This is a genomic window from Rhodococcus sp. IEGM 1381, from assembly GCF_030056795.1.
Lineage (GTDB): Bacteria > Actinomycetota > Actinomycetes > Mycobacteriales > Mycobacteriaceae > Rhodococcoides.
The window spans coordinates 173866-192365 of sequence record NZ_JASHKQ010000002.1 but is presented as its reverse complement, the minus strand read 5'-3'; the positions used below and the strand labels follow the sequence as shown (position 1 = coordinate 192365).

Below are 18500 nucleotides of genomic sequence, written 5' to 3'. Positions count from 1 at the left end.
GTGGATCGGCACAACAACGATTCACGGAAGAATAGTTCTACTGCCGTCAGCGGCGGGGACGACCGAGAGTCGCTCCTCGCCGCTATCGGTGTTTCTCTGTCGGAACCGCTGTTGACCCTGGCTCTGACGCATCGTTCGTTCGCCTACGAGCACGGTGGTCTGCCTACCAACGAGCGCCTCGAGTTCCTGGGCGACTCGGTGCTCGGTCTCGCGGTGACGGAGCATCTCTACGCGGTGCACCCCACCAAGTCCGAGGGCCAGCTGGCCAAGATTCGGGCGAGTGTGGTGAACATGCACGCCTTGGCGGAAGTAGCGCGCGGTCTCGGTGACGGCGGTCTGGGTCGGCATCTGCTGCTGGGCAAGGGCGAGGAGCAGACCGGCGGACGCGACAAGCCGAGCATTCTGGCCGACGGCATGGAATCGATGCTGGGTGCGATACACCTGCAACACGGCATCGACGTCGCTCGCACCGTCGTTCTGACACTGTTCGCCGGCCTGTTGGACCGCGCTCCCAAGCTCGGTGCAGGTCTGGACTGGAAGACGAGCCTGCAGGAATTGACTGCAGAACGTGCCCTCGGCGTTCCCGCGTACGAGATTGCGTCCACCGGGCCCGACCACGACAAAGAATTCACTGCCACCGTATTGATCGGCGGATTTCCCCGGGGCGTCGGAGTCGGTCGATCGAAGAAAGAAGCCGAGCAGAAGGCAGCCAGTTTGGCGTGGAATACGCTGTCGGGCAACGACATTGCCGTAGTCGACGCGCCCTCGACCAACCCTTCCTGATGCCCGAACTGCCCGAGGTCGAAGTCGTCAGGCTCGGTCTGGAATCCCACGTGGTGGGCAAGACCATCGACTCGGTGGAGGTACTGCACCCCCGTGCCGTGCGTCGACACGATCTCGGTGGCCTCGATCTGATCGGTCAGCTGCGGGGTCAGCGCGTCTCCTCGGCTCGGCGCCGTGGGAAGTATCTGTGGCTGGTGATGGAGCCCGGCGACTTCGCTACTGTCGTGCACCTGGGTATGAGTGGACAGATGCTGGTGCAGCCGCCGTCCGCGCCGGACGAGAAGCACCTGCGGATTCGGGCACGACTCGACGACGGTACCGATCTTCGTTTCGTGGACCAGCGAACATTCGGTGGCTGGGCTCTCGCCCCGATCGTGACGGTGGACGGTACACCGGTACCCGAACCGGTGGCCCACATCGCGCGAGACCCTATGGACCCGCTGTTCGACGCCGAATCCGTGGTGAACGTGTTGCGCGGCAAGCACACCGAGATCAAGCGGGCTGTCCTCGATCAGACCGTGCTGTCCGGTGTGGGCAACATCTACGCAGACGAGGCTCTGTGGCGGGCGAAGATTCACGGCAACCGCATCGCAGAAACGTTGACCCGGCCTGCTCTTCGTCGACTGCTGACCGCCGTGCATGCGGTGATGGGGGAGGCCCTGGCGCAGGGTGGTACCTCGTTCGATGCACTGTACGTCAACGTCAACGGTCAGTCCGGCTACTTCGACAGGTCGCTCGATGCCTACGGACAGGAAGGTCTGCCCTGTTCACGATGCGGAGCACCGATCAGGCGTGAGAAGTTCATGAACCGCTCCTCGTTCAGCTGCCCCACCTGCCAGCCGCGACCCCGACACCTTCGGACCTGACACTCAACAGGTCATTCCGCAGGCTCCACTCCTGTGCATAGGTCATTCCGCAGGCTCCACTCCTGGGCCGCCCGCCTAGTATCTCGGTCATGGCAGAACAGAGCACGCCGACCAACCTTTGGGTCGAGCGCACAGGCACCCGTCGTTACACCGGCCGCAGTTCGAGAGGAGCCGAGGTACTCATCGGTTCCGAGTCGGTCGAGGGCGTCTTCACCCCCGGTGAGCTGCTCAAGATCGCGCTCGCAGCGTGCACCGGTATGAGTTCGGACGTACCGCTCTCGCGTCGACTGGGTGACGACTACACCGCGACCGTCGAGGTCTCCGGTACCGCAGATCGTGAGAACGAGCGGTACCCGGAATTGAACGAAATCCTCCGCGTCGACCTCAGCGCGATGGACCCCGATGCGCAGCAGCGACTGCTCACCGTCGTCGAGCGGGCGATCGACAAGGTCTGCACGGTGGGGCGGACCCTGAAGGCCGGTACGACGATCAACTTGGACATCGACGTGGACGCCTGATGAAGGTGGGGGCAGCCGCCGTCGCGGCGGGCCTTGTTCTCGCTGCGTCGGTTGCCCTGTCTCCCATCGCGGAGGCGTCGAGCACCTGCACTCCGTGGTCGGTGAGCACGGTGGCGTCGGGATTCGGGATGCTCGAGAATCTGGAGTTCGACGGCAGAGGCTCCATGATCGTCTCCGAGACCTCACCGATCGGGCCGGGCGCTCTGCGTACCGTCGCGCCGAACGGAGACAGGGGCACTCTCCTTTCGGGCGTCGGGTCGCCCGGTGGACTGGTACGGGACGGCAGCTCTCTTTTGTTCACGACCGGAAACAGCGCTGACGCAGGACTTTTCGATACGCGCACCGGAACGATCGAGAAGATCGATCTCGGCTCGGGCACCAGGTCGACGTACGCGTCGGGCCTGACGATGCCCAACGGGCTGGCCCGCTCCGCCACGGGTGATCTGTTCACCACCCGCAATCTCGGCGGCGCGTCGGGGCTCACTCGCATCACCAGCGACGGCGCGGGGTCGGTGGGTTCGGTGTCGACGGTGCGGACCGATCTGGGTTCGGCCAACGGCATAGGCATCGGCGGCGGAAAGATCTACGTGGCCACTACGTTCGATCCGGAATCGACGGTGACGGTGCTCGACGAGAAGGACCCGGCCGGGCCGTCCTCGCGCATTCGCGTCGAGGGAATCGGACCGCTCACGATGTCCGACGATCTGACCGTGGCCGACGACGGAACGGTCTATCTCGCACAGAATCTCGCGGGCAGGGTGGTCCGTCTCGATCCCGAGACCGGCTCGTCCTGCGTCATCGCGACGGGGGTGCCGTTGACCTCGTCGGTTGCTTTCGGCGGAGTGGGATTCGATTCGGATGCGTTGTACGCCACGAGTTTCGACGGAACCGTCCGAAAGATGACTCCGGTATGACGGACGAACGGCTGACGGCATGGGTGCACGGCCTGGTTCAGGGGGTCGGGTTTCGTTGGTGGACTCGCTCGCGTGCGCTGGAGCTGGGATTGGTCGGGCACGCGACCAACCACGCGGACGGACGTGTTCTGGTGATAGCCGAGGGCCCGCGTCAGCGCCTCGACGCGCTCCTGGAATTGCTCCGAGGCGGCGGCACCCCGGGCAGGGTCACCCTGGTCGTCGAGAGTTGGGAGAGCGCCCGCGGCGGCCTCACGGGCTTCGTGGAACGGTGACCCGCCGCCGCCCGCGGACGGCTCGGCGCACATCGCTGCGTACTACCGGTAAAGTACGGACGCTATGTATCTCAAGAGTCTGACGCTCAAGGGCTTCAAGTCCTTTGCTTCGGCGACGACTCTTCGTTTCGAGCCTGGAATCACCTGTGTGGTCGGCCCCAACGGCTCCGGCAAATCCAACGTTGTGGACGCTCTGACCTGGGTGATGGGTGAGCAAGGTGCCAAGGCGTTGCGCGGCGGGAAGATGGAGGACGTCATCTTCGCGGGTACGTCCGGGCGCGCACCCCTCGGCCGCGCCGAGGTGACTCTGACCATCGACAACTCGGACGGTGCGCTACCGATCGACTACTCCGAGGTCTCGATCACCCGACGCATGTTCCGGGACGGCGCCGGTGAATACGAGATCAACGGCAGCTCGTGCCGGTTGATGGACGTCCAGGAGTTGCTCAGCGACTCCGGCATCGGCCGCGAGATGCACGTGATCGTCGGTCAGGGTCGGCTGGCGGCGATCCTGGAATCGCGTCCCGAGGACCGGCGGGCCTTCATCGAGGAAGCAGCCGGTGTGCTCAAGCACCGCAAGCGCAAGGAAAAGGCGGTTCGCAAGCTCGACGCGATGCAGGCGAATCTCGCGCGGTTGACCGATCTCACAACCGAATTGCGCCGTCAACTCAAGCCACTGGGCAGGCAGGCCGAGGTTGCGCGTCGCGCGCAGACCGTGCAGGCAGATTTGCGTGACGCTCGGCTGCGGTTGGTCGCCGACGACCTGGTGTCCAGACGGGAAGAGTTCGCGAACCAGACCCAGGACGAGGAAGCGGCTCGCGAGCAGTACGCGATGGTGCAGGATGCCCTCGAAGCCGGAACCGTAGCGCTCGCGGAACACGAGCAGGCGGTGGCACGGCTGACACCGAGCGCCGAAGCGGCCGGGCAGACGTGGTTTCGACTCTCGGCGTTGGCCGAACGCGTGAATGCGACGGTACGCATCGCGCACGAACGAGCTCGGCATCTGGACGCCGTCCAGAGCACCGGTCGCGGGCAGGATCCGGACGAGCTCGAAGCACAGGCCGAGCGCGTCGCCGAGGAAGAAATGGAACTCGTCGAGGCCGTCGAGATGGCGCGGGAAACCCTCGAAGCGGCCCGCGAGCAGCTCGCCGAGCGCGAATCCGCTGCCGCAGCCGCCGAGCGTGCCCACCTCGCCGCAGTACGCGCGGTTGCCGATCGCCGTGAAGGATTCGCGCGCCTGTCCGGCCGAGTCGACACTTTCAGAACCAAGGTCGAGTCCATCGACGCCGAAGTAGCGCGGCTCTCGGTGGCCATCGACGAGGCCAGAGAACGCGGCGAGTCGGCTCAACGTGAGTTCGAGAGCGTCCAGGATCAGATCGGCACCCTCGACGCGAGTGAGCTCAGCCTCGACACCCATTACGAAAGAGCGGTCGCCGCTCTACGCCATGCCGACGCCCGGGTATCGGAATTGCAGGCCGAAGAGCGCATCGCGGGTAAGAGGGTGGCATCGTTCGAGGCCAGGATCGAGGCGCTCACCATGGGCCTCGAACGCAAGGACGGTGCCGGTTGGCTGGTGGAGAACCAGCAGGACGGTCTGTCCGGTCTGCTCGCCGGCCATCTCACGGTCGAGCCGGGGTACGAGATCGCGGTGGCCGTCGCGATGGGTCCAGCGGCCGATGCCGCGCACGCCGAATCGTTCGATGCCGCGCGCGCTGCCGTGCTGGCCCTACGCGCTGCCGACGGCGGTCGCGCGTCCATCGTGCACAGTAATGCTGTTGCGGCACAACCGAATCAACGGCCCACGCTGCCGAACGGTGCTCGGTGGGCACTCGACCTGATCGAGTATCCGGATCGGTTGGCCGGGGCGATGGCGGCATTGCTCGACGGTGTGGTGGTTGTCGACTCGCTCGACGCGGCGCACCGGCTCGTCTCCGATTCGAGTGAATTGCGTGCCGTGACCACGGACGGTGACGTCGTCGAACCAGGTTGGGTGACAGGCGGATCGGACCGTCGACCCAGCACCCTGGAAGTACAGTCGGCGATCGACACGTCGACGGTGGAGCTGACGGCGGCCGTACGCCGGGCCGAGGAGCTCGACGCTGCGCTCTCGGGTGCGTTGGCGGAGCAGCGCGACCGGCGTGAATCCGCCGAGCAGGCACTCGCAGCCCTGAACGAATCCGATGCTGCGATGGCCGCTGTGTACGAGCAGTTGGGCCGCTTGGGGCAGCTGGCGCGTTCGGCGCACGCAGAATCCGCGCGCCTGACGACGCAGCGTAGTTCCGCCGAAGCGAGCCGCGAAGAAGCGATCGAGCGCCTGGCCGAGCTCGAGGACAGTCTGCGGACGGCAGAGGACGAACAGAACGGTTTCGCGGGAGACGGCGAGAGCGGTGACGCGGCGACCACCATGGAGCGCGAGATGGCGGCTGCGGCACTGACCGAAGTGCGCGCGGTGGAGGTCGAGGCGCGGCTGAATGTACGCACCGCCGAGGAGCGCGCGCAGTCGGTGCGGGGACGAGCCGATTCGCTGCGCCGGGCGGCGCGAGCCGAGCGCGAGGCCCGGGCGCGAGCCGAACGCGAAGGCGCAGCTCGGCGGCATGCGGCCGCAGTGGCTGCTGCCGTCGGCGAATCGGGTGAGGACCTCGCCGCTCGACTGGCGTCGGTGGTGGCTGCGGCGGCACGAAGACGCGATGAGCTTTCCGCCGAACGTGCCACGCGCACAGTCGAACTCGACAAGGTCAAGGAACAGGTTCGAGCCCTGCAGGGCCAGCTTGCGTCGATCACCGACGCCGTCCACCGGGACGAGGTCGCTCGTGCGCAGGCTGCGCTGCGAATAGAACAACTCGAAACGACGATTCTCGAACAACACGGGATCGGCCTCGACGATCTGGTGGCCGAGTACGGCCCCGATGCGACGCTGCCCCCGACCGAGCTCGAGATGGCAGAGTACGAGGCCGCCAAGGAACGCGGTGAGCAGGTTGTGGCCCCCGCGCCGATGCCGTTCGATCGCGCCACCCAGGAGCAGCGGGCCAAACGTGCCGAACGCGATCTCGCCACACTCGGCAAGGTGAACCCGTTGGCTCTCGAAGAGTTCGCAGCCCTCGAAGAGCGCTACAATTTCTTGTCCACTCAACTCGAGGACGTCAAGTCCGCGCGCAAGGACTTGCTCGGCGTGGTCGCCGACGTCGACGACCGCATCCTGCAGGTCTTCACCGAGGCCTGGCTGGACGTCGAACGAGAATTCACCGGCGTGTTCGCCAAACTCTTTCCCGGCGGCGAAGGACGGCTGATTCTGACCGACCCGTCGGACATGCTCACCACTGGAATCGAGGTCGAGGCGCGTCCACCCGGCAAGAAGGTCAAGCGGTTGTCCTTGCTCTCGGGCGGCGAGAAGTCGCTGACTGCGGTGGCCATGTTGGTGGCTATCTTCCGCGCCCGGCCGTCGCCGTTCTACGTGATGGACGAGGTCGAAGCAGCCCTGGACGACACCAACCTGCGACGACTCATCGGGTTGTTCGAGCAGCTCCGCGAGAAGTCGCAGCTGATCGTCATCACGCACCAGAAGCCGACAATGGAAGTGGCCGACGCGTTGTACGGCGTCAGCATGCGCGGTGACGGCATCACGACGGTCATCTCCCAGCGACTGAACCGAGAACGCGTCGCGGTGGATGTAGCCGAGCCGGAGACACCACCCGTCGTAGAACCGGACACGGTCTCGTAGGACCGGTCCAGACTGCCTACTGCTTCGGGTAGAGCTGATCGGAGTAGGACGGCCCGTAATATTCGCGCAGCTCCTCGACGGTCTCGGGGGCCTGCGGAATCAACGCCTTCGTCAGGGACGCGACATCGGGAATGGACTCCGCATCCCAACTCTCCGGCTGCCACAACTTGGACCGCATGAACGCCTTGGCGCAATGGTGGAACACCTGCTCGATGTCGACGACGAGGCACATGATCGGTCGGTGGCCCTTGACCTGCAGTTCGTCGAAGAACGGTGCATCGGTCACCAGTGACGCGCGACCGGCGATGCGCAGAGTGTCACCTCGCCCCGGCACGAAGAAGTTCAGTCCGACGAACGGGTTCTCGAGAATGTTCCGATAGCCGTCCATCCGACGATTGCCGGGACGTTCGGCAAGTGCAATCGTGGCGTCGTCGATGACGTGGACCAGGCTGCCGGGCGGGTCACCTTTGGGGGAGACGTCGCATCGTCCGCTCGCGTCCGAGGTACCCATCAGGCAAAAAGGCGAGGCAGCGAGCCATTGCACGTCCAGCGGGTGCAGTGTGCTGCGGTCCTTGTTCGCGGCTCGAAAGCTCGGCTGGCCGAACATCTCCGTTAATCGGTCGGCGTCGCGCACCGTCGTCCACTCCATGACTTCAGATGCTATCGACACGGCTCGGGTGGGGGACAGTGCATTTCTCGGGCGGAGCACCACCGGTGACGAACGGCCGTGAACGCCTGACAGGATGGGGTACGTGAGTAACCAAGCGTGGATCATCGTCGCGGCGATCGCCGCTGTCCTACTGGTCGTTCTCGTCGTCGGGCTGGTGCTCTCCCGCCGACGGAGAGTGTCGCTCAAGTCGGACGAAGCGGCGCGGATCGAGGACGCGGCCACCAAGGACAGATCCGGTGGCTACACGGCGGGTAGTGGTTTCTCGTTCAGCCAGGGCACGGCGACCGCTGAGCCCGTCCCGCCTGCGCCGAAGCCCGTCCCGCCTGCGCCGAAGCCCGTCCCGCCTGCCCCGAAGCCCGTCGAGACCGCGCCGAAGCCCGTCGAGACCTCCCCGGTCGAGCCGACGCCGGAGGCACCCACTCCCGCCCAGGACGAGCCCGAGGTGCTCGAACCCGAGGTGCCGGTCGTCGAGCATCAGGTGCCGGTTGCCGAGCCAGCCGTGCCGGAACCCACCCCGGATGCCGACGCTCCTGCTCCTCGACTGGACACCATCGATCCCACCGAGGGTCGGCTGGATCGTCTCCGCGGTCGCCTGGCGCGCTCTCAGTCCGCTGTGGGCAAGAGCTTGCTCGGATTGCTCGGCGGCGGTGACCTGGACGAGGATTCCTGGGAAGAGGTCGAGGACACCCTGCTGATCGCCGATATCGGTTCTGCGACCACCGCAGAGATCATGCGCACCCTGCGCGAGCAGATGGCGGCGCGCAGTATTCGCACCGAGTCCGACGCGCGAGCACTTCTGCGCGAGATTCTCGTTGCGCAACTTCATCCCGAGTTCGATCGGTCGATTCGGGCGCTTCCACACGACGGTGCGCCTGCCGTGCTGCTGGTGGTCGGAGTCAACGGCACCGGCAAGACCACGACCACCGGCAAGCTTGCTCGGGTTCTGGTCGCCGACGGGCGACGGGTGTTGCTCGGTGCCGCCGACACGTTCCGCGCGGCCGCGGCCGATCAGTTGCAGACCTGGGCCGAGCGAGTCGGTGCCGAGGTGGTGCGCGGCAAGGAGAACGCAGATCCGGCTGCGGTTGCATTCGACGCGGTGAGCAAGGGAATCGAGAACGGTGTCGACGTGGTTCTGGTCGACACGGCGGGACGCCTGCACACCAAATCCGGTCTGATGGACGAGCTGAGCAAGGTCAAGCGTGTCATCGAGAAGCGGGCCCACGTCGACGACGTTCTGCTCGTTCTCGATGCGACCGTCGGCCAGAACGGGCTGACACAGGCTCGTGTCTTCGCGGAGATCGTCGACATCACCGGTGTGGTGTTGACCAAACTGGACGGAACCGCCAAGGGTGGCATCGTTTTTCAGGTGCAGCGGGAGCTCGGAGTACCCGTCAAGCTCGTCGGTCTCGGCGAGGGTGCGGACGATTTGGCTCCGTTCGAGCCGGGAGCGTTCGTCGACGCGCTGCTCGGCTGATCGAGCCCTTCGGGTTGCCCGCGAACCGGGCGAGAATCACAAACGCCAGCACGAAACCTTTTTGCAACAGAATTCGGTCATGCGTTCACATATCCGAAACACGCGAGTGTCACGGATGAAACTTCGTGAAACCACTCTTCTCCTCAGGTAGCCAGCCGCGCATGGCTGGGCCAGAAGGAGGAGGCTCAAGGTGGATTTCCCCACAATCGGTGCAGCGGACACCGGGGACACTGCGTGGATGCTGACAAGCGCCGCGCTCGTGTTGCTCATGACCCCGGGTTTGGCGTTCTTCTACGGTGGCATGGTTCGCGCTAAGAGTGTTCTGAACATGATCATGATGAGCGTCGGAGCCATGGGTGTCGTGGGCATTCTTTGGGTGCTGTTCGGCTACTCGATGGTCTTCGGCGAGGACAAGAGCAACATCATCGGTGATCCGTTCCAGTTCTTCGGCCTCAAAGGGCTGATCGGTGGTTCGTACCTCGCCGAGACCGACGACGCAGGCGCGGTGATCGCCGATTCTGCGATACCACTCGTCGGCACGATTCCGGCGACCGTGTTCGTCGCCTTCCAGGCAATGTTCGCCATCATCACGGTGGCGCTGATTTCCGGTGCCGTCGCAGATCGGCTCAAGTTCGGACCGTGGCTGTTGTTCGCCGGTCTTTGGGCGACGCTGGTTTACTTCCCGGTAGCGCACTGGGTGTTCTCCTTCGACGCAGTGACCACCGAGACCGGCGGTTGGATTGCCAACAAGCTGGCTGCGATCGACTTCGCCGGCGGAACCGCCGTCCACATCAATGCCGGTGCAGCCGGTTTGGTGCTGTGCATCATTCTCGGCAAGCGAAAAGGCTGGCCCGGGACGCCTTTCAGGCCGCACAACTTGACGCTCGTCATGCTCGGCGCAGGTCTCCTCTGGTTCGGCTGGTTCGGCTTCAATGCCGGCTCCGCTGTTGGTTCCAATGGAATCGCAGGCGCAACGTTCGTCACCACCGTGGTCGCGACATGCGCTGCCATGTTGGCGTGGTTGCTGGTGGAGCGCATTCGTGATGGTCACGCCACCACTCTCGGCGCAGCGTCGGGCATTGTTGCGGGCCTGGTCGCCATCACACCGTCGTGCTCGTCGGTCGACATCTACGGCGCACTCGCCATCGGTGTCGTTGCTGGTGCGTTGTGTGCACTCGCGGTCGGCCTCAAGTACAGGTTCGGATTCGACGACTCGCTCGACGTGGTCGGTGTTCACCTGGTCGGCGGCATCGTCGGCACTCTGCTGGTCGGCTTCGTCGCTACAGCCGACGCGCCGGCAGGCATCGACGGGCTCTTCTACGGCGGCGGCGCGGATCAGCTCTGGCGTCAGGCGGTAGGTGCAGGTGCAGTACTGCTCTACTCCCTCGTGGGCACCACTGTGGTTGCATTGATCGTGAAGTACACAGTTGGTTTGCGTGTAAGCGATGAGGGTGAGTCACTCGGAGTTGATGAGTCGGAGCACGCAGAAACTGCCTACGACTTCGCCGCACTCGGCGGAAGTTCGGCAGTGGGTCGCGTGACCGGCAAGGAGGTATAGGGAAATGAAGCTGATCACGGCAATCGTCAAACCGTTCACCCTGGAGGACGTCAAGACGGGGCTGGAGCAGGCCGGCGTACTCGGAATGACCGTCAGTGAGGTTCAGGGCTACGGTCGCCAGAAGGGTCACACCGAGGTCTACCGAGGTGCGGAGTACTCAGTCGACTTCGTTCCTAAGGTGCGCGTCGAGGTAGTCGTCGACGACGCTGCTGTCGAGAAGGTCGTCGAGGTCATCGTCGAGGCTGCTCGCACCGGCAAGATCGGTGACGGCAAGGTCTGGGTTTCCCCGGTCGATTCGGTCATCCGAGTCCGCACCGGAGAACGTGGCGCCGATGCACTCTGACCCCAAAGGGTCTCGGGCCGGGGGCCCCGGTTCTGGCGCGAAAGCGTCAGGATCGGGGCCTTCGGTCTCCACGGGCTCCGCATCGAAGGGGACGAGCGATGGTGCAGCAGATCTCGCTCGCGCCAGAAAACAACTACTCGACGGCGGCACGCGCAACCGTCGCCTCGATGCTCCGTCGCTGAGGCAGGCTCTGGTCGATCTCCACGAGTTCTGGCTGACCACCAAAGGTGCCGAGCTGGGGATCAAACCGGACTCGGGCTTTGCGATCGTCGCTGTAGGCGGTCTGGCGCGCCGTGAACTGCTGCCGTACTCGGATCTGGATCTGATACTGCTGCACGACGATCTCGAACCGCGAATCGTGGCCGACGTCGCCGACAAGCTCTGGTATCCCCTGTGGGACGCCCATATCAAGCTCGACCACAGTGTGCGCACGGTGCCGCAGGCTCTACAAGTAGCCGCGGCCGATATGACGGCAGCGCTCGGGATGCTCGAGGCCCGCCATATCGCCGGCGACGTCGAGTTGAGCAATCTGCTCATCGGCGGCGTACGTCGACAGTGGCGCACCGGAATTCGTGGACGCTTCGACGAGCTGATCGAGCAGACCCGCGGCCGGTGGGCGCGTAGCGGTGAAATCGCCCACCGCGCCGAGCCCGAGCTCAAGAGTGGTCGCGGCGGATTGCGTGACGTTCAGCTTCTCGACGCCCTCTCCATCGCTCAACTCACCGATGGTATGCCCGGCCTCGGACCCGAATCACCGGGTGGTGGTTTGGCATTCGCGCACGGACGACTACTGGACGTCCGCACCGAACTGCACCGTGTTGCCGGCCGAGCGCGGGATCAACTGCGCGCGCAAGACGCCGATGAAATCGGTGCCGCGCTCCGCATCGGCGATCGCTTCGATCTTGCACGCGTGCTGAGCGATTCGGCTCGCACCATCAGTTACTCGGTCGATGTCGGACTGCGCACTGCCGGCAATTCGCTGCCGAGGAAGGGCCTTTCACGTCTGCGTCGAGTGCCGGTTCGTCGTCCACTGGACGAGGGGGTCGTCGAACACGCCGGTGAGGTGGTGCTCGCTCGTGACGCACGACCGAACAAGGATCCGGGCCTGATCATGCGCGTCGCCGCGGCATCGGCACAGACCGGAATGCCGATGTCGGCATCGACACTCAACCGGTTGTCGGACAGTGCACCCGAACTCCGCGAGCCCTGGCCGAAGGAGGCTCTGAACGATCTGCTCGTGTTGCTCGGATCGGGTCGCAAAGCCATCGCGGCCATCGAAGCGCTCGATCGAACCGGCCTGTGGGGCCGTCTCATTCCGGAGTGGGGCGCAGTGCGCGACCTACCGCCGCGAGATGCGGTGCACACGTGGACCGTCGATCGGCATCTGGTCGAAACTGCGTCCTACGCAAGCGCATTGACCACCAGAGTTGCGCGCCCGGATCTGCTGGTTCTCGGTGCGCTGATACATGACATAGGCAAGGGGCGCGGCGGCGACCACAGCGTCGTCGGTGCGGATCTCGCAATCCAGATCGGTAACAGGCTCGGGCTGTGGCCGTCCGATGTAGCGCTGCTGACGTCGATGGTGAGATATCACCTGCTGCTGCCGGAGACCGCCACCCGGCGCGACCTCGACGACCCTGCAACCGTGCAGACCGTCGTCGACGCACTCGGTGCCGACACCATCCTGCTGGAGCTGCTTCATGCTCTCGCCGAAGCGGATTCGCTCGCCACTGGTCCCGGAGTCTGGGGGGACTGGAAGGCGTCGCTCATTCGCGAGCTCGTGCGACGCTGTCGATTGGTGATGGCGGGGGAGTCTTTGCCATCCCCGGATCCACTCGACCCGGCCCACATCGAGCTGGCCGCGCGGGGAGGTGTGCACGTCGACATCGCGCCGACCGACGGGCTCCACACCTTCGTCGTCACGGTCGTCGCGCCCGACACCCCGGGACTGCTGTCGGACGCTGCAGGAGTTCTGGCGCTGCACTCGCTGCGTGTGCTCTCGGCCTCGCTCGGTAGTCACGAGGGGTCGGCGATCAACTCGTTCGACGTTGCACCGCTGTTCGGAGCTCCGCCACAGGCCGGTCTACTCCGACAGGAGATCATCCGCGCGCAGGCCGGAGAGCTGGACCTCGTCGCGGTACTCGACGCCAAGGAACGCGACGCCAGAGCGGAGACCGTCGAGGACGACGGCGAGGATTTGGCAGTGCCGGTTCTGTACGCTCAGGCTCCGCCTCGGGTGCTGTGGTTCGACGACCACGAACCAGGTCAGGTTGTGCTCGAACTACGAGCAGAAGACCGGCTCGGTCTTCTCTGCCGACTGGCCAGTGCCATCGAACAGCAGGGATCGGACATCCGCTGGGCTCGAGTGTCGACACTGGGCAGCTCGGTGGTCGATTCCTTCTGCATCGACCTGGCGGGAACGGACAGTAGGGCAGTCCGAGAGGATCTCGAACGAGCACTGCTCGCGGTTGTACCGGCCCCGGAACCGCCCAAGCCGCCGGAGAAACCCGAGGGCACCTGACAGCTGGTCGGAACACAACCGCACACCGACCCTCCATGGTGACTTCTCATGAACTTACGGCCGGTGGGTTTACCTCCGATATCAATTTGTTATGTTTGTCACCACACGCAGGACGACTCGGCGAGATCACTTCTGCAGACTCCACACTGCCGGACCGAAGAGCCGTTTCTGCAGGCTCCACTGCTCGAACGACGAAAGTCTTTCCTGCAGGCTCCACTGCTGCTAATGCGAGAGGCACGAACTGTGGGATCCCACCGACGGTCGAACATCTACACACCGGCCGAGATAGCATCGGATGCGACGCCCGGCAAACACCGCGCCGCAGAAGTGACCCCGGATACCGGTCGACGGGCCGCGACCATCGTTGCGGCTACCGGTGCGATCGTCGTCGGCGCGACGTCGATGGGGGCAGGCACCGCGGGTGCCGCTCCGATCCCCGAGCCGCCCGCAGCAGGTTTTCCCTTTGCCGTCCCAGAGGGGCTGCTGCCCGCGGGATTCGAGCTACCCCAGTTCGTACCCCCGCAGTTCGAGGTCCCGCAGTTCGTACCCCCGCAGTTCGTACCCCCGCAATTCGTTCCACCGCAGTCGGCGCCCCCGTCGCAGCCGGCACCGTCCGAGGCCGCACCGGCAGCGGAGCCGAGCCCCGGTCCGCTCGCGGCATTCGGAGTGACCGATCCCGGTGCTGCAGCGCAACAATGGCTCGACGACGTAGGCCTGGGCCAGATGGGTGCCGGCGCGTCACCGCTCGAGAGTCTGCGTTCGCTGAAGACGGCCACGGTCCAGCCCGTGGCGGGGGTGCTGACGTCCAATTTCGGATCACGATGGGGTGCACAGCACAGCGGCCTCGATATCGCTGCACCCATCGGGACCCCCATCTACGCGGCCGCCGACGGCACGGTGTCCGACGCGGGACCGGCATCCGGGTTCGGTCTCTGGGTGAAGGTGCAGCACGACGACGGCACCGAGACGATCTATGGGCACGTCAACGATTTCTCGGTACAGCCCGGTCAGCGCGTGTCGGCCGGCGAGCAGATCGCCACGGTGGGCAATCGTGGCCAATCGACCGGTCCGCATCTGCACTTCGAGGTGCACGATCCCTCAGGCGTCAAGGTCGATCCCGCATCGTGGCTCTCGACGCGGGGAGTGGCAGTGACGTGGAACGATTCCGCGCGCAACGCCTGACCCGGCTCCCTCTCCGAACGACACGTCCGTCCGGCGAACGACACGGCTGCTGCACGCCCCAGCGACGGCAGGTCATGCTGGCGCTAGTCTGGTGACCGTGCCGGATTCGGCTCGTTTTCGGTGATCGGCTAGCTCAGGAGTGCATTAGGTGTTCGAATCCCTTTCCGACAGGTTGGCCGGGACTCTCAAGGACCTGCGTGGCAAAGGTCGACTGTCCGGTGCGGATATCGACGCCACGGCGCGCGAGATCCGACTGGCCCTGCTCGAAGCGGACGTGGCCCTGCCCGTCGTGCGGGAGTTCATCAACCGCATCAAGGTCCGCGCCAAAGGTGCCGAGGTATCGGGAGCGCTCAACCCGGCGCAGCAGGTAGTCAAGATCGTCAACGAGGAACTCGTCGGCATCCTCGGCGGCGAGACCCGCAGACTCGTCTTCGCCAAGAACCCGCCCACGGTGATCATGCTCGCCGGCCTGCAGGGCTCGGGTAAGACGACACTGGCCGGAAAGCTGGCCAAATGGCTCAAGGGCCAGGGCCACACCCCGTTGCTCGTCGCGTGCGACCTACAGCGCCCCGGTGCCGTCAGCCAGCTCCAGATCGTGGGCGAGCGCGCGGGCGCAGCCGTGTTCGCACCGCATCCCGGCACGTCGATCGGTGGCGGTGACAATGCACTCGGTGTCTCGGCTGCGGATCCTGTCGAGGTCGCGCGGGCCGGCATTGCCGAGGCGCGAAGCAAGCAGTACGACGTGGTCATCGTCGACACCGCCGGCCGCCTCGGCATCGACACCGAGCTGATGAGTCAGGCCGCTGGGATTCGCGATGCGGTCGAGCCGGACGAAACCTTGTTCGTTCTCGACGCCATGGTCGGCCAGGATGCCGTCAGCACCGCCCAGGCGTTCCGCGACGGAGTCGGCTTCACCGGCGTCGTGCTCACCAAGCTCGACGGCGACGCTCGTGGTGGTGCAGCACTGAGTGTCCGCGAGGTGACTGGACAGCCCATCATGTTCGCGTCGACCGGCGAGAAGCTCGAAGATTTCGACGTCTTCCACCCCGACCGTATGGCCAGCCGGATCCTCGGTATGGGTGACGTTCTCAGCCTCATCGAACAAGCCGAGCAGCACTTCGACGCCGAACAGGCCGAAGCGACCGCCAACAAGATCGGCTCGGGACAGCTCACACTCGACGACTTCCTCGAGCAGATGATGGCCGTCCGCAAGATGGGGCCCATCGGAAATCTGTTGGGCATGTTGCCCGGCGCGGGTCAGATGAAGGAACTCGCCAACGTCGACGAGAAGCAACTCGACCGCGTTCAGGCGATCATTCGAGGCATGACGCCGCAGGAGCGAACCGACCCGAAGATCATCAACGCGTCGCGGCGACTGCGAATCGCGAACGGCTCGGGCGTCAAGGTGTCCGACGTCAACCAACTGGTCGATCGATTCTTCGAGGCGCGCAAGATGATGTCGGCGATGGCCGGACGCATGGGCATGCCGGGCGCGCGCAAGCAGGTGCGGAACAACAAGAAGGGCAAGAAAGGCAAGAAGGGTGCTCGCGGCCCGACACAGCCGAAGATCCGCGGTGGATTGCCCGGAATGCCGGGCGGAATGCCGGCGGGAATGCCCGATCTGTCGTCCATGCCCAAGGGCCTCGACCAGTTGCCGCCAGGGCTCGAGGGTATCGATCTCTCTCAGCTGAAACTGCCGAAGAAGTAAGCGCCACACGTGTCGGCAATGCGGGTGCGGGGCCGCGGACTGCCGGACGGGTCCGACATCGATCTCTGGATCGACAACGGCTTCCTGTCCGTGGACCCGATTGCGGACGCGGATTTCGTGCACGACGGAGGCTGGATCTTGCCCGGCCTCGTCGATGCCCACTGCCATGTGGGGATCGAATACGGCGGGGGACACACTGACCTGACCGGCTCGATCCGACAGGCCCAAACCGAGCGAGGCGTCGGCGCGCTGCTACTTCGCGACGCCGGGTCTCCGGTCGACACCCGCGAGTTGGACGAGCGGGACGACCTTCCTCGGATCATCAGAGCAGGCCGACATATCGCATCGCCGAAGCGGTACATACCGGGTCTGGCGATCGATATCGAGGACGCGTCGCAGCTGCCCGAGGCAGTTGCACAGCAAGCTCGATTCGGTGATGGCTGGGTCAAGCTCGTCGGCGATTGGATCGATCGCTCGGTAGGCGATCTTCGGCCGCTGTGGGACGACTCGATCCTCGTCGACGCCATAGCTGCTGCTCATGCCGAGGGCGCGCGGGTGACCGCCCATGTATTCGGCGAGGATGCGCTCCCCGGACTGATCGCGGCGGGAATCGACTGCATCGAACACGGCACCGGTCTGACCGACGAGACCATCGAGATGATGGTCGATCACCGAACCGCTCTCGTGCCGACGCTCATCAACATCGAGACGTTTCCCGGAATCGCAGATTCCGCCACCCGGTACCCCGTGTACGCCCGGCACATGCGGGCGCTGCACGCCCGCGTCGCCGACACCGTCGGACGGGCCCATGATGCCGGGATTTCCATCTATGCGGGAACCGATGCCGGTGGGTCGATCGCACACGGTCGCATCGCCGACGAGGTCGCGGCACTCGCGCGCGTCGGACTCTCGCCGACGGACGCCCTCGGTGCTGCCTGCTGGGACGCCCGGTCCTGGCTGGGACGGCCGGGGCTCGAGCACGGCGCACCCGCAGACCTCGTCGTCTACTCCGAGGATCCACGCGGAGGACCGGACGTGCTGGCCAACCCGGAGCTGGTGATCTTGCGCGGACGCGTGACCGACCGAGGCCGCCACACGACGAGCAGATCGGGAGCCGAGGATGACTGATCCGTACAACAGCGGCGGGCAGTTCGATCCGAACCGCCCGAGCTGGGCCGGAATGGCACCGATGAATCATGTTCAGCAGCAAGGCTCGGGCCTGTCCGAGACCTACTGGCGGGCCGAACAGGCCGCGCAGCAGCGTCGACGTGGCCAGCGATGGGGACTACCGGCGGCAGCGCTCGTTCTCGGCCTCAACCTGGCGGGCTTCCTGCTTCTCGGACTCCTCGTGACGACCGAGACCTCTCCGCTGTTCGTCGTGGGCATCATGATTCCCAGCCTGCTCGCCGCCGGACTGGCCGTGGCGATCTCGATGTCTCGTGGCAACGGTCCCGTCGTGGATTTCGGTCTTCCCAGATCCACTTCCGAACTGCTCGGTCAGGTTCGATCCGGATTGGCCTGGGGTGGTGTCGCGGTGGTCGGCGGTCTGCTCCTCGGGCTGGTGCTGTTGTCGAGCCTCGACCTCGACCTCGAGGACCAGACCCCACTGGGCAACGTCACGGATACAGCTGTCGGATGGAAAGTTGCTCTGGCCGTGTGGATCTGGATCGGTGCACCGATCTGCGAGGAAACGATGTTTCGCGGCATACTGTGGGGCGCGCTCGAGAAGCGCACCCGCCCGATGCCGATGGCCTGGCTGGGCAATCGTTGGGTGGTGCTGGCGATCACCGCTGTCGTGTTCGCCGTCTGGCATCGTGAATGGTGGCGCTTCGTGGTCCTACTGTGGGGTGGACTGGCGATCGGCATCGCCAGAATGCGAACCGGCTCGGTCGTGGCGTCCACGACCGCGCACTCGATGAACAACACCCTCCCGGCCCTGGTGATCCTGCTTGCCTGAGCGAGTCGTTGTCGAG

General features: G+C 65.2%; 15 protein-coding genes. 14 read left to right on the top strand and 1 reads right to left on the bottom strand.

The window, feature by feature from the left end:
* The 6 genes from rnc (at nucleotide 1) to smc (ending at nucleotide 7071) form a co-directional block, all read left to right on the top strand.
* Complete coding sequence (gene rnc, locus QM797_RS10905; RefSeq protein WP_502942327.1) at nucleotides 1-783, top strand: ribonuclease III; 783 nt, start codon at nucleotides 1-3, stop codon at nucleotides 781-783.
* Entirely contained in the window at nucleotides 783-1649 is an 867-nt protein-coding gene (gene mutM, locus QM797_RS10900; protein WP_283275569.1) for a bifunctional DNA-formamidopyrimidine glycosylase/DNA-(apurinic or apyrimidinic site) lyase, read from the top strand. Before rnc ends, mutM begins: the two co-directional genes overlap by 1 nt.
* An 89-nt stretch (nucleotides 1650-1738) precedes the next feature.
* Entirely contained in the window at nucleotides 1739-2167 is a 429-nt protein-coding gene (locus QM797_RS10895) for an OsmC family protein (RefSeq protein ID WP_283275568.1), read from the top strand.
* Nucleotides 2167-3081, top strand: a complete 915-nt coding sequence (locus QM797_RS10890; RefSeq protein ID WP_283275567.1) for an SMP-30/gluconolactonase/LRE family protein — start codon at nucleotides 2167-2169, stop codon at nucleotides 3079-3081. The genes QM797_RS10895 and QM797_RS10890 overlap by 1 nt, the downstream gene beginning before the upstream one ends.
* Nucleotides 3078-3353 carry an acylphosphatase gene (locus tag QM797_RS10885; RefSeq protein WP_283275566.1) on the top strand — a complete coding sequence of 92 codons (276 nt, stop codon included), beginning with the start codon at nucleotides 3078-3080 and terminating at the stop codon, nucleotides 3351-3353. Before QM797_RS10890 ends, QM797_RS10885 begins: the two co-directional genes overlap by 4 nt.
* Nucleotides 3354-3417: 64 nt before the next feature.
* Nucleotides 3418-7071, top strand: coding sequence for a chromosome segregation protein SMC (gene smc / locus QM797_RS10880; protein ID WP_283275565.1), 3654 nt, complete (start codon nucleotides 3418-3420; stop codon nucleotides 7069-7071).
* A gap of 16 nt (nucleotides 7072-7087) precedes the next feature.
* Here the strand turns inward: smc and QM797_RS10875 are convergent, their stop codons facing one another.
* The gene (locus QM797_RS10875; protein ID WP_283275564.1) at nucleotides 7088-7720 is read right to left on the bottom strand and encodes an MSMEG_1061 family FMN-dependent PPOX-type flavoprotein; all 633 of its coding nucleotides are present in this window, start codon (nucleotides 7718-7720) and stop codon (nucleotides 7088-7090) included.
* Between the two features lie 94 nt (nucleotides 7721-7814).
* Here QM797_RS10875 and ftsY point away from each other — a divergent pair, with 94 nt between their 5' ends.
* The 8 genes from ftsY (at nucleotide 7815) to QM797_RS10835 (ending at nucleotide 18484) form a co-directional block, all read left to right on the top strand.
* Entirely contained in the window at nucleotides 7815-9215 is a 1401-nt protein-coding gene (gene ftsY, locus QM797_RS10870) for a signal recognition particle-docking protein FtsY (protein ID WP_283275563.1), read from the top strand.
* A gap of 238 nt (nucleotides 9216-9453) precedes the next feature.
* A complete protein-coding gene (locus QM797_RS10865) occupies nucleotides 9454-10773 on the top strand; it encodes an ammonium transporter (RefSeq protein WP_502942326.1) in 1320 nt (439 codons plus the stop codon).
* Nucleotides 10774-10777: 4 nt separating this feature from the next.
* Nucleotides 10778-11116 carry a P-II family nitrogen regulator gene (locus QM797_RS10860; protein WP_019664269.1) on the top strand — a complete coding sequence of 113 codons (339 nt, stop codon included), beginning with the start codon at nucleotides 10778-10780 and terminating at the stop codon, nucleotides 11114-11116.
* Entirely contained in the window at nucleotides 11106-13637 is a 2532-nt protein-coding gene (locus QM797_RS10855) for a [protein-PII] uridylyltransferase (protein ID WP_283275560.1), read from the top strand. The genes QM797_RS10860 and QM797_RS10855 overlap by 11 nt, the downstream gene beginning before the upstream one ends.
* A 243-nt stretch (nucleotides 13638-13880) precedes the next feature.
* Nucleotides 13881-14819 (top strand): M23 family metallopeptidase, encoded by a 939-nt coding sequence (locus QM797_RS10850; protein ID WP_502942311.1) that lies wholly within the window; start codon nucleotides 13881-13883, stop codon nucleotides 14817-14819.
* Between the two features lie 148 nt (nucleotides 14820-14967).
* The gene (gene ffh / locus QM797_RS10845; RefSeq protein ID WP_283275559.1) at nucleotides 14968-16527 is read left to right on the top strand and encodes a signal recognition particle protein; all 1560 of its coding nucleotides are present in this window, start codon (nucleotides 14968-14970) and stop codon (nucleotides 16525-16527) included.
* Nucleotides 16528-16545: 18 nt separating this feature from the next.
* The gene (locus QM797_RS10840) at nucleotides 16546-17655 is read left to right on the top strand and encodes an amidohydrolase family protein (protein WP_283275804.1); all 1110 of its coding nucleotides are present in this window, start codon (nucleotides 16546-16548) and stop codon (nucleotides 17653-17655) included.
* Nucleotides 17648-18484 carry a CPBP family intramembrane glutamic endopeptidase gene (locus tag QM797_RS10835; RefSeq protein WP_283275557.1) on the top strand — a complete coding sequence of 279 codons (837 nt, stop codon included), beginning with the start codon at nucleotides 17648-17650 and terminating at the stop codon, nucleotides 18482-18484. The genes QM797_RS10840 and QM797_RS10835 overlap by 8 nt, the downstream gene beginning before the upstream one ends.
* Nucleotides 18485-18500 lie beyond the last annotated feature (16 nt).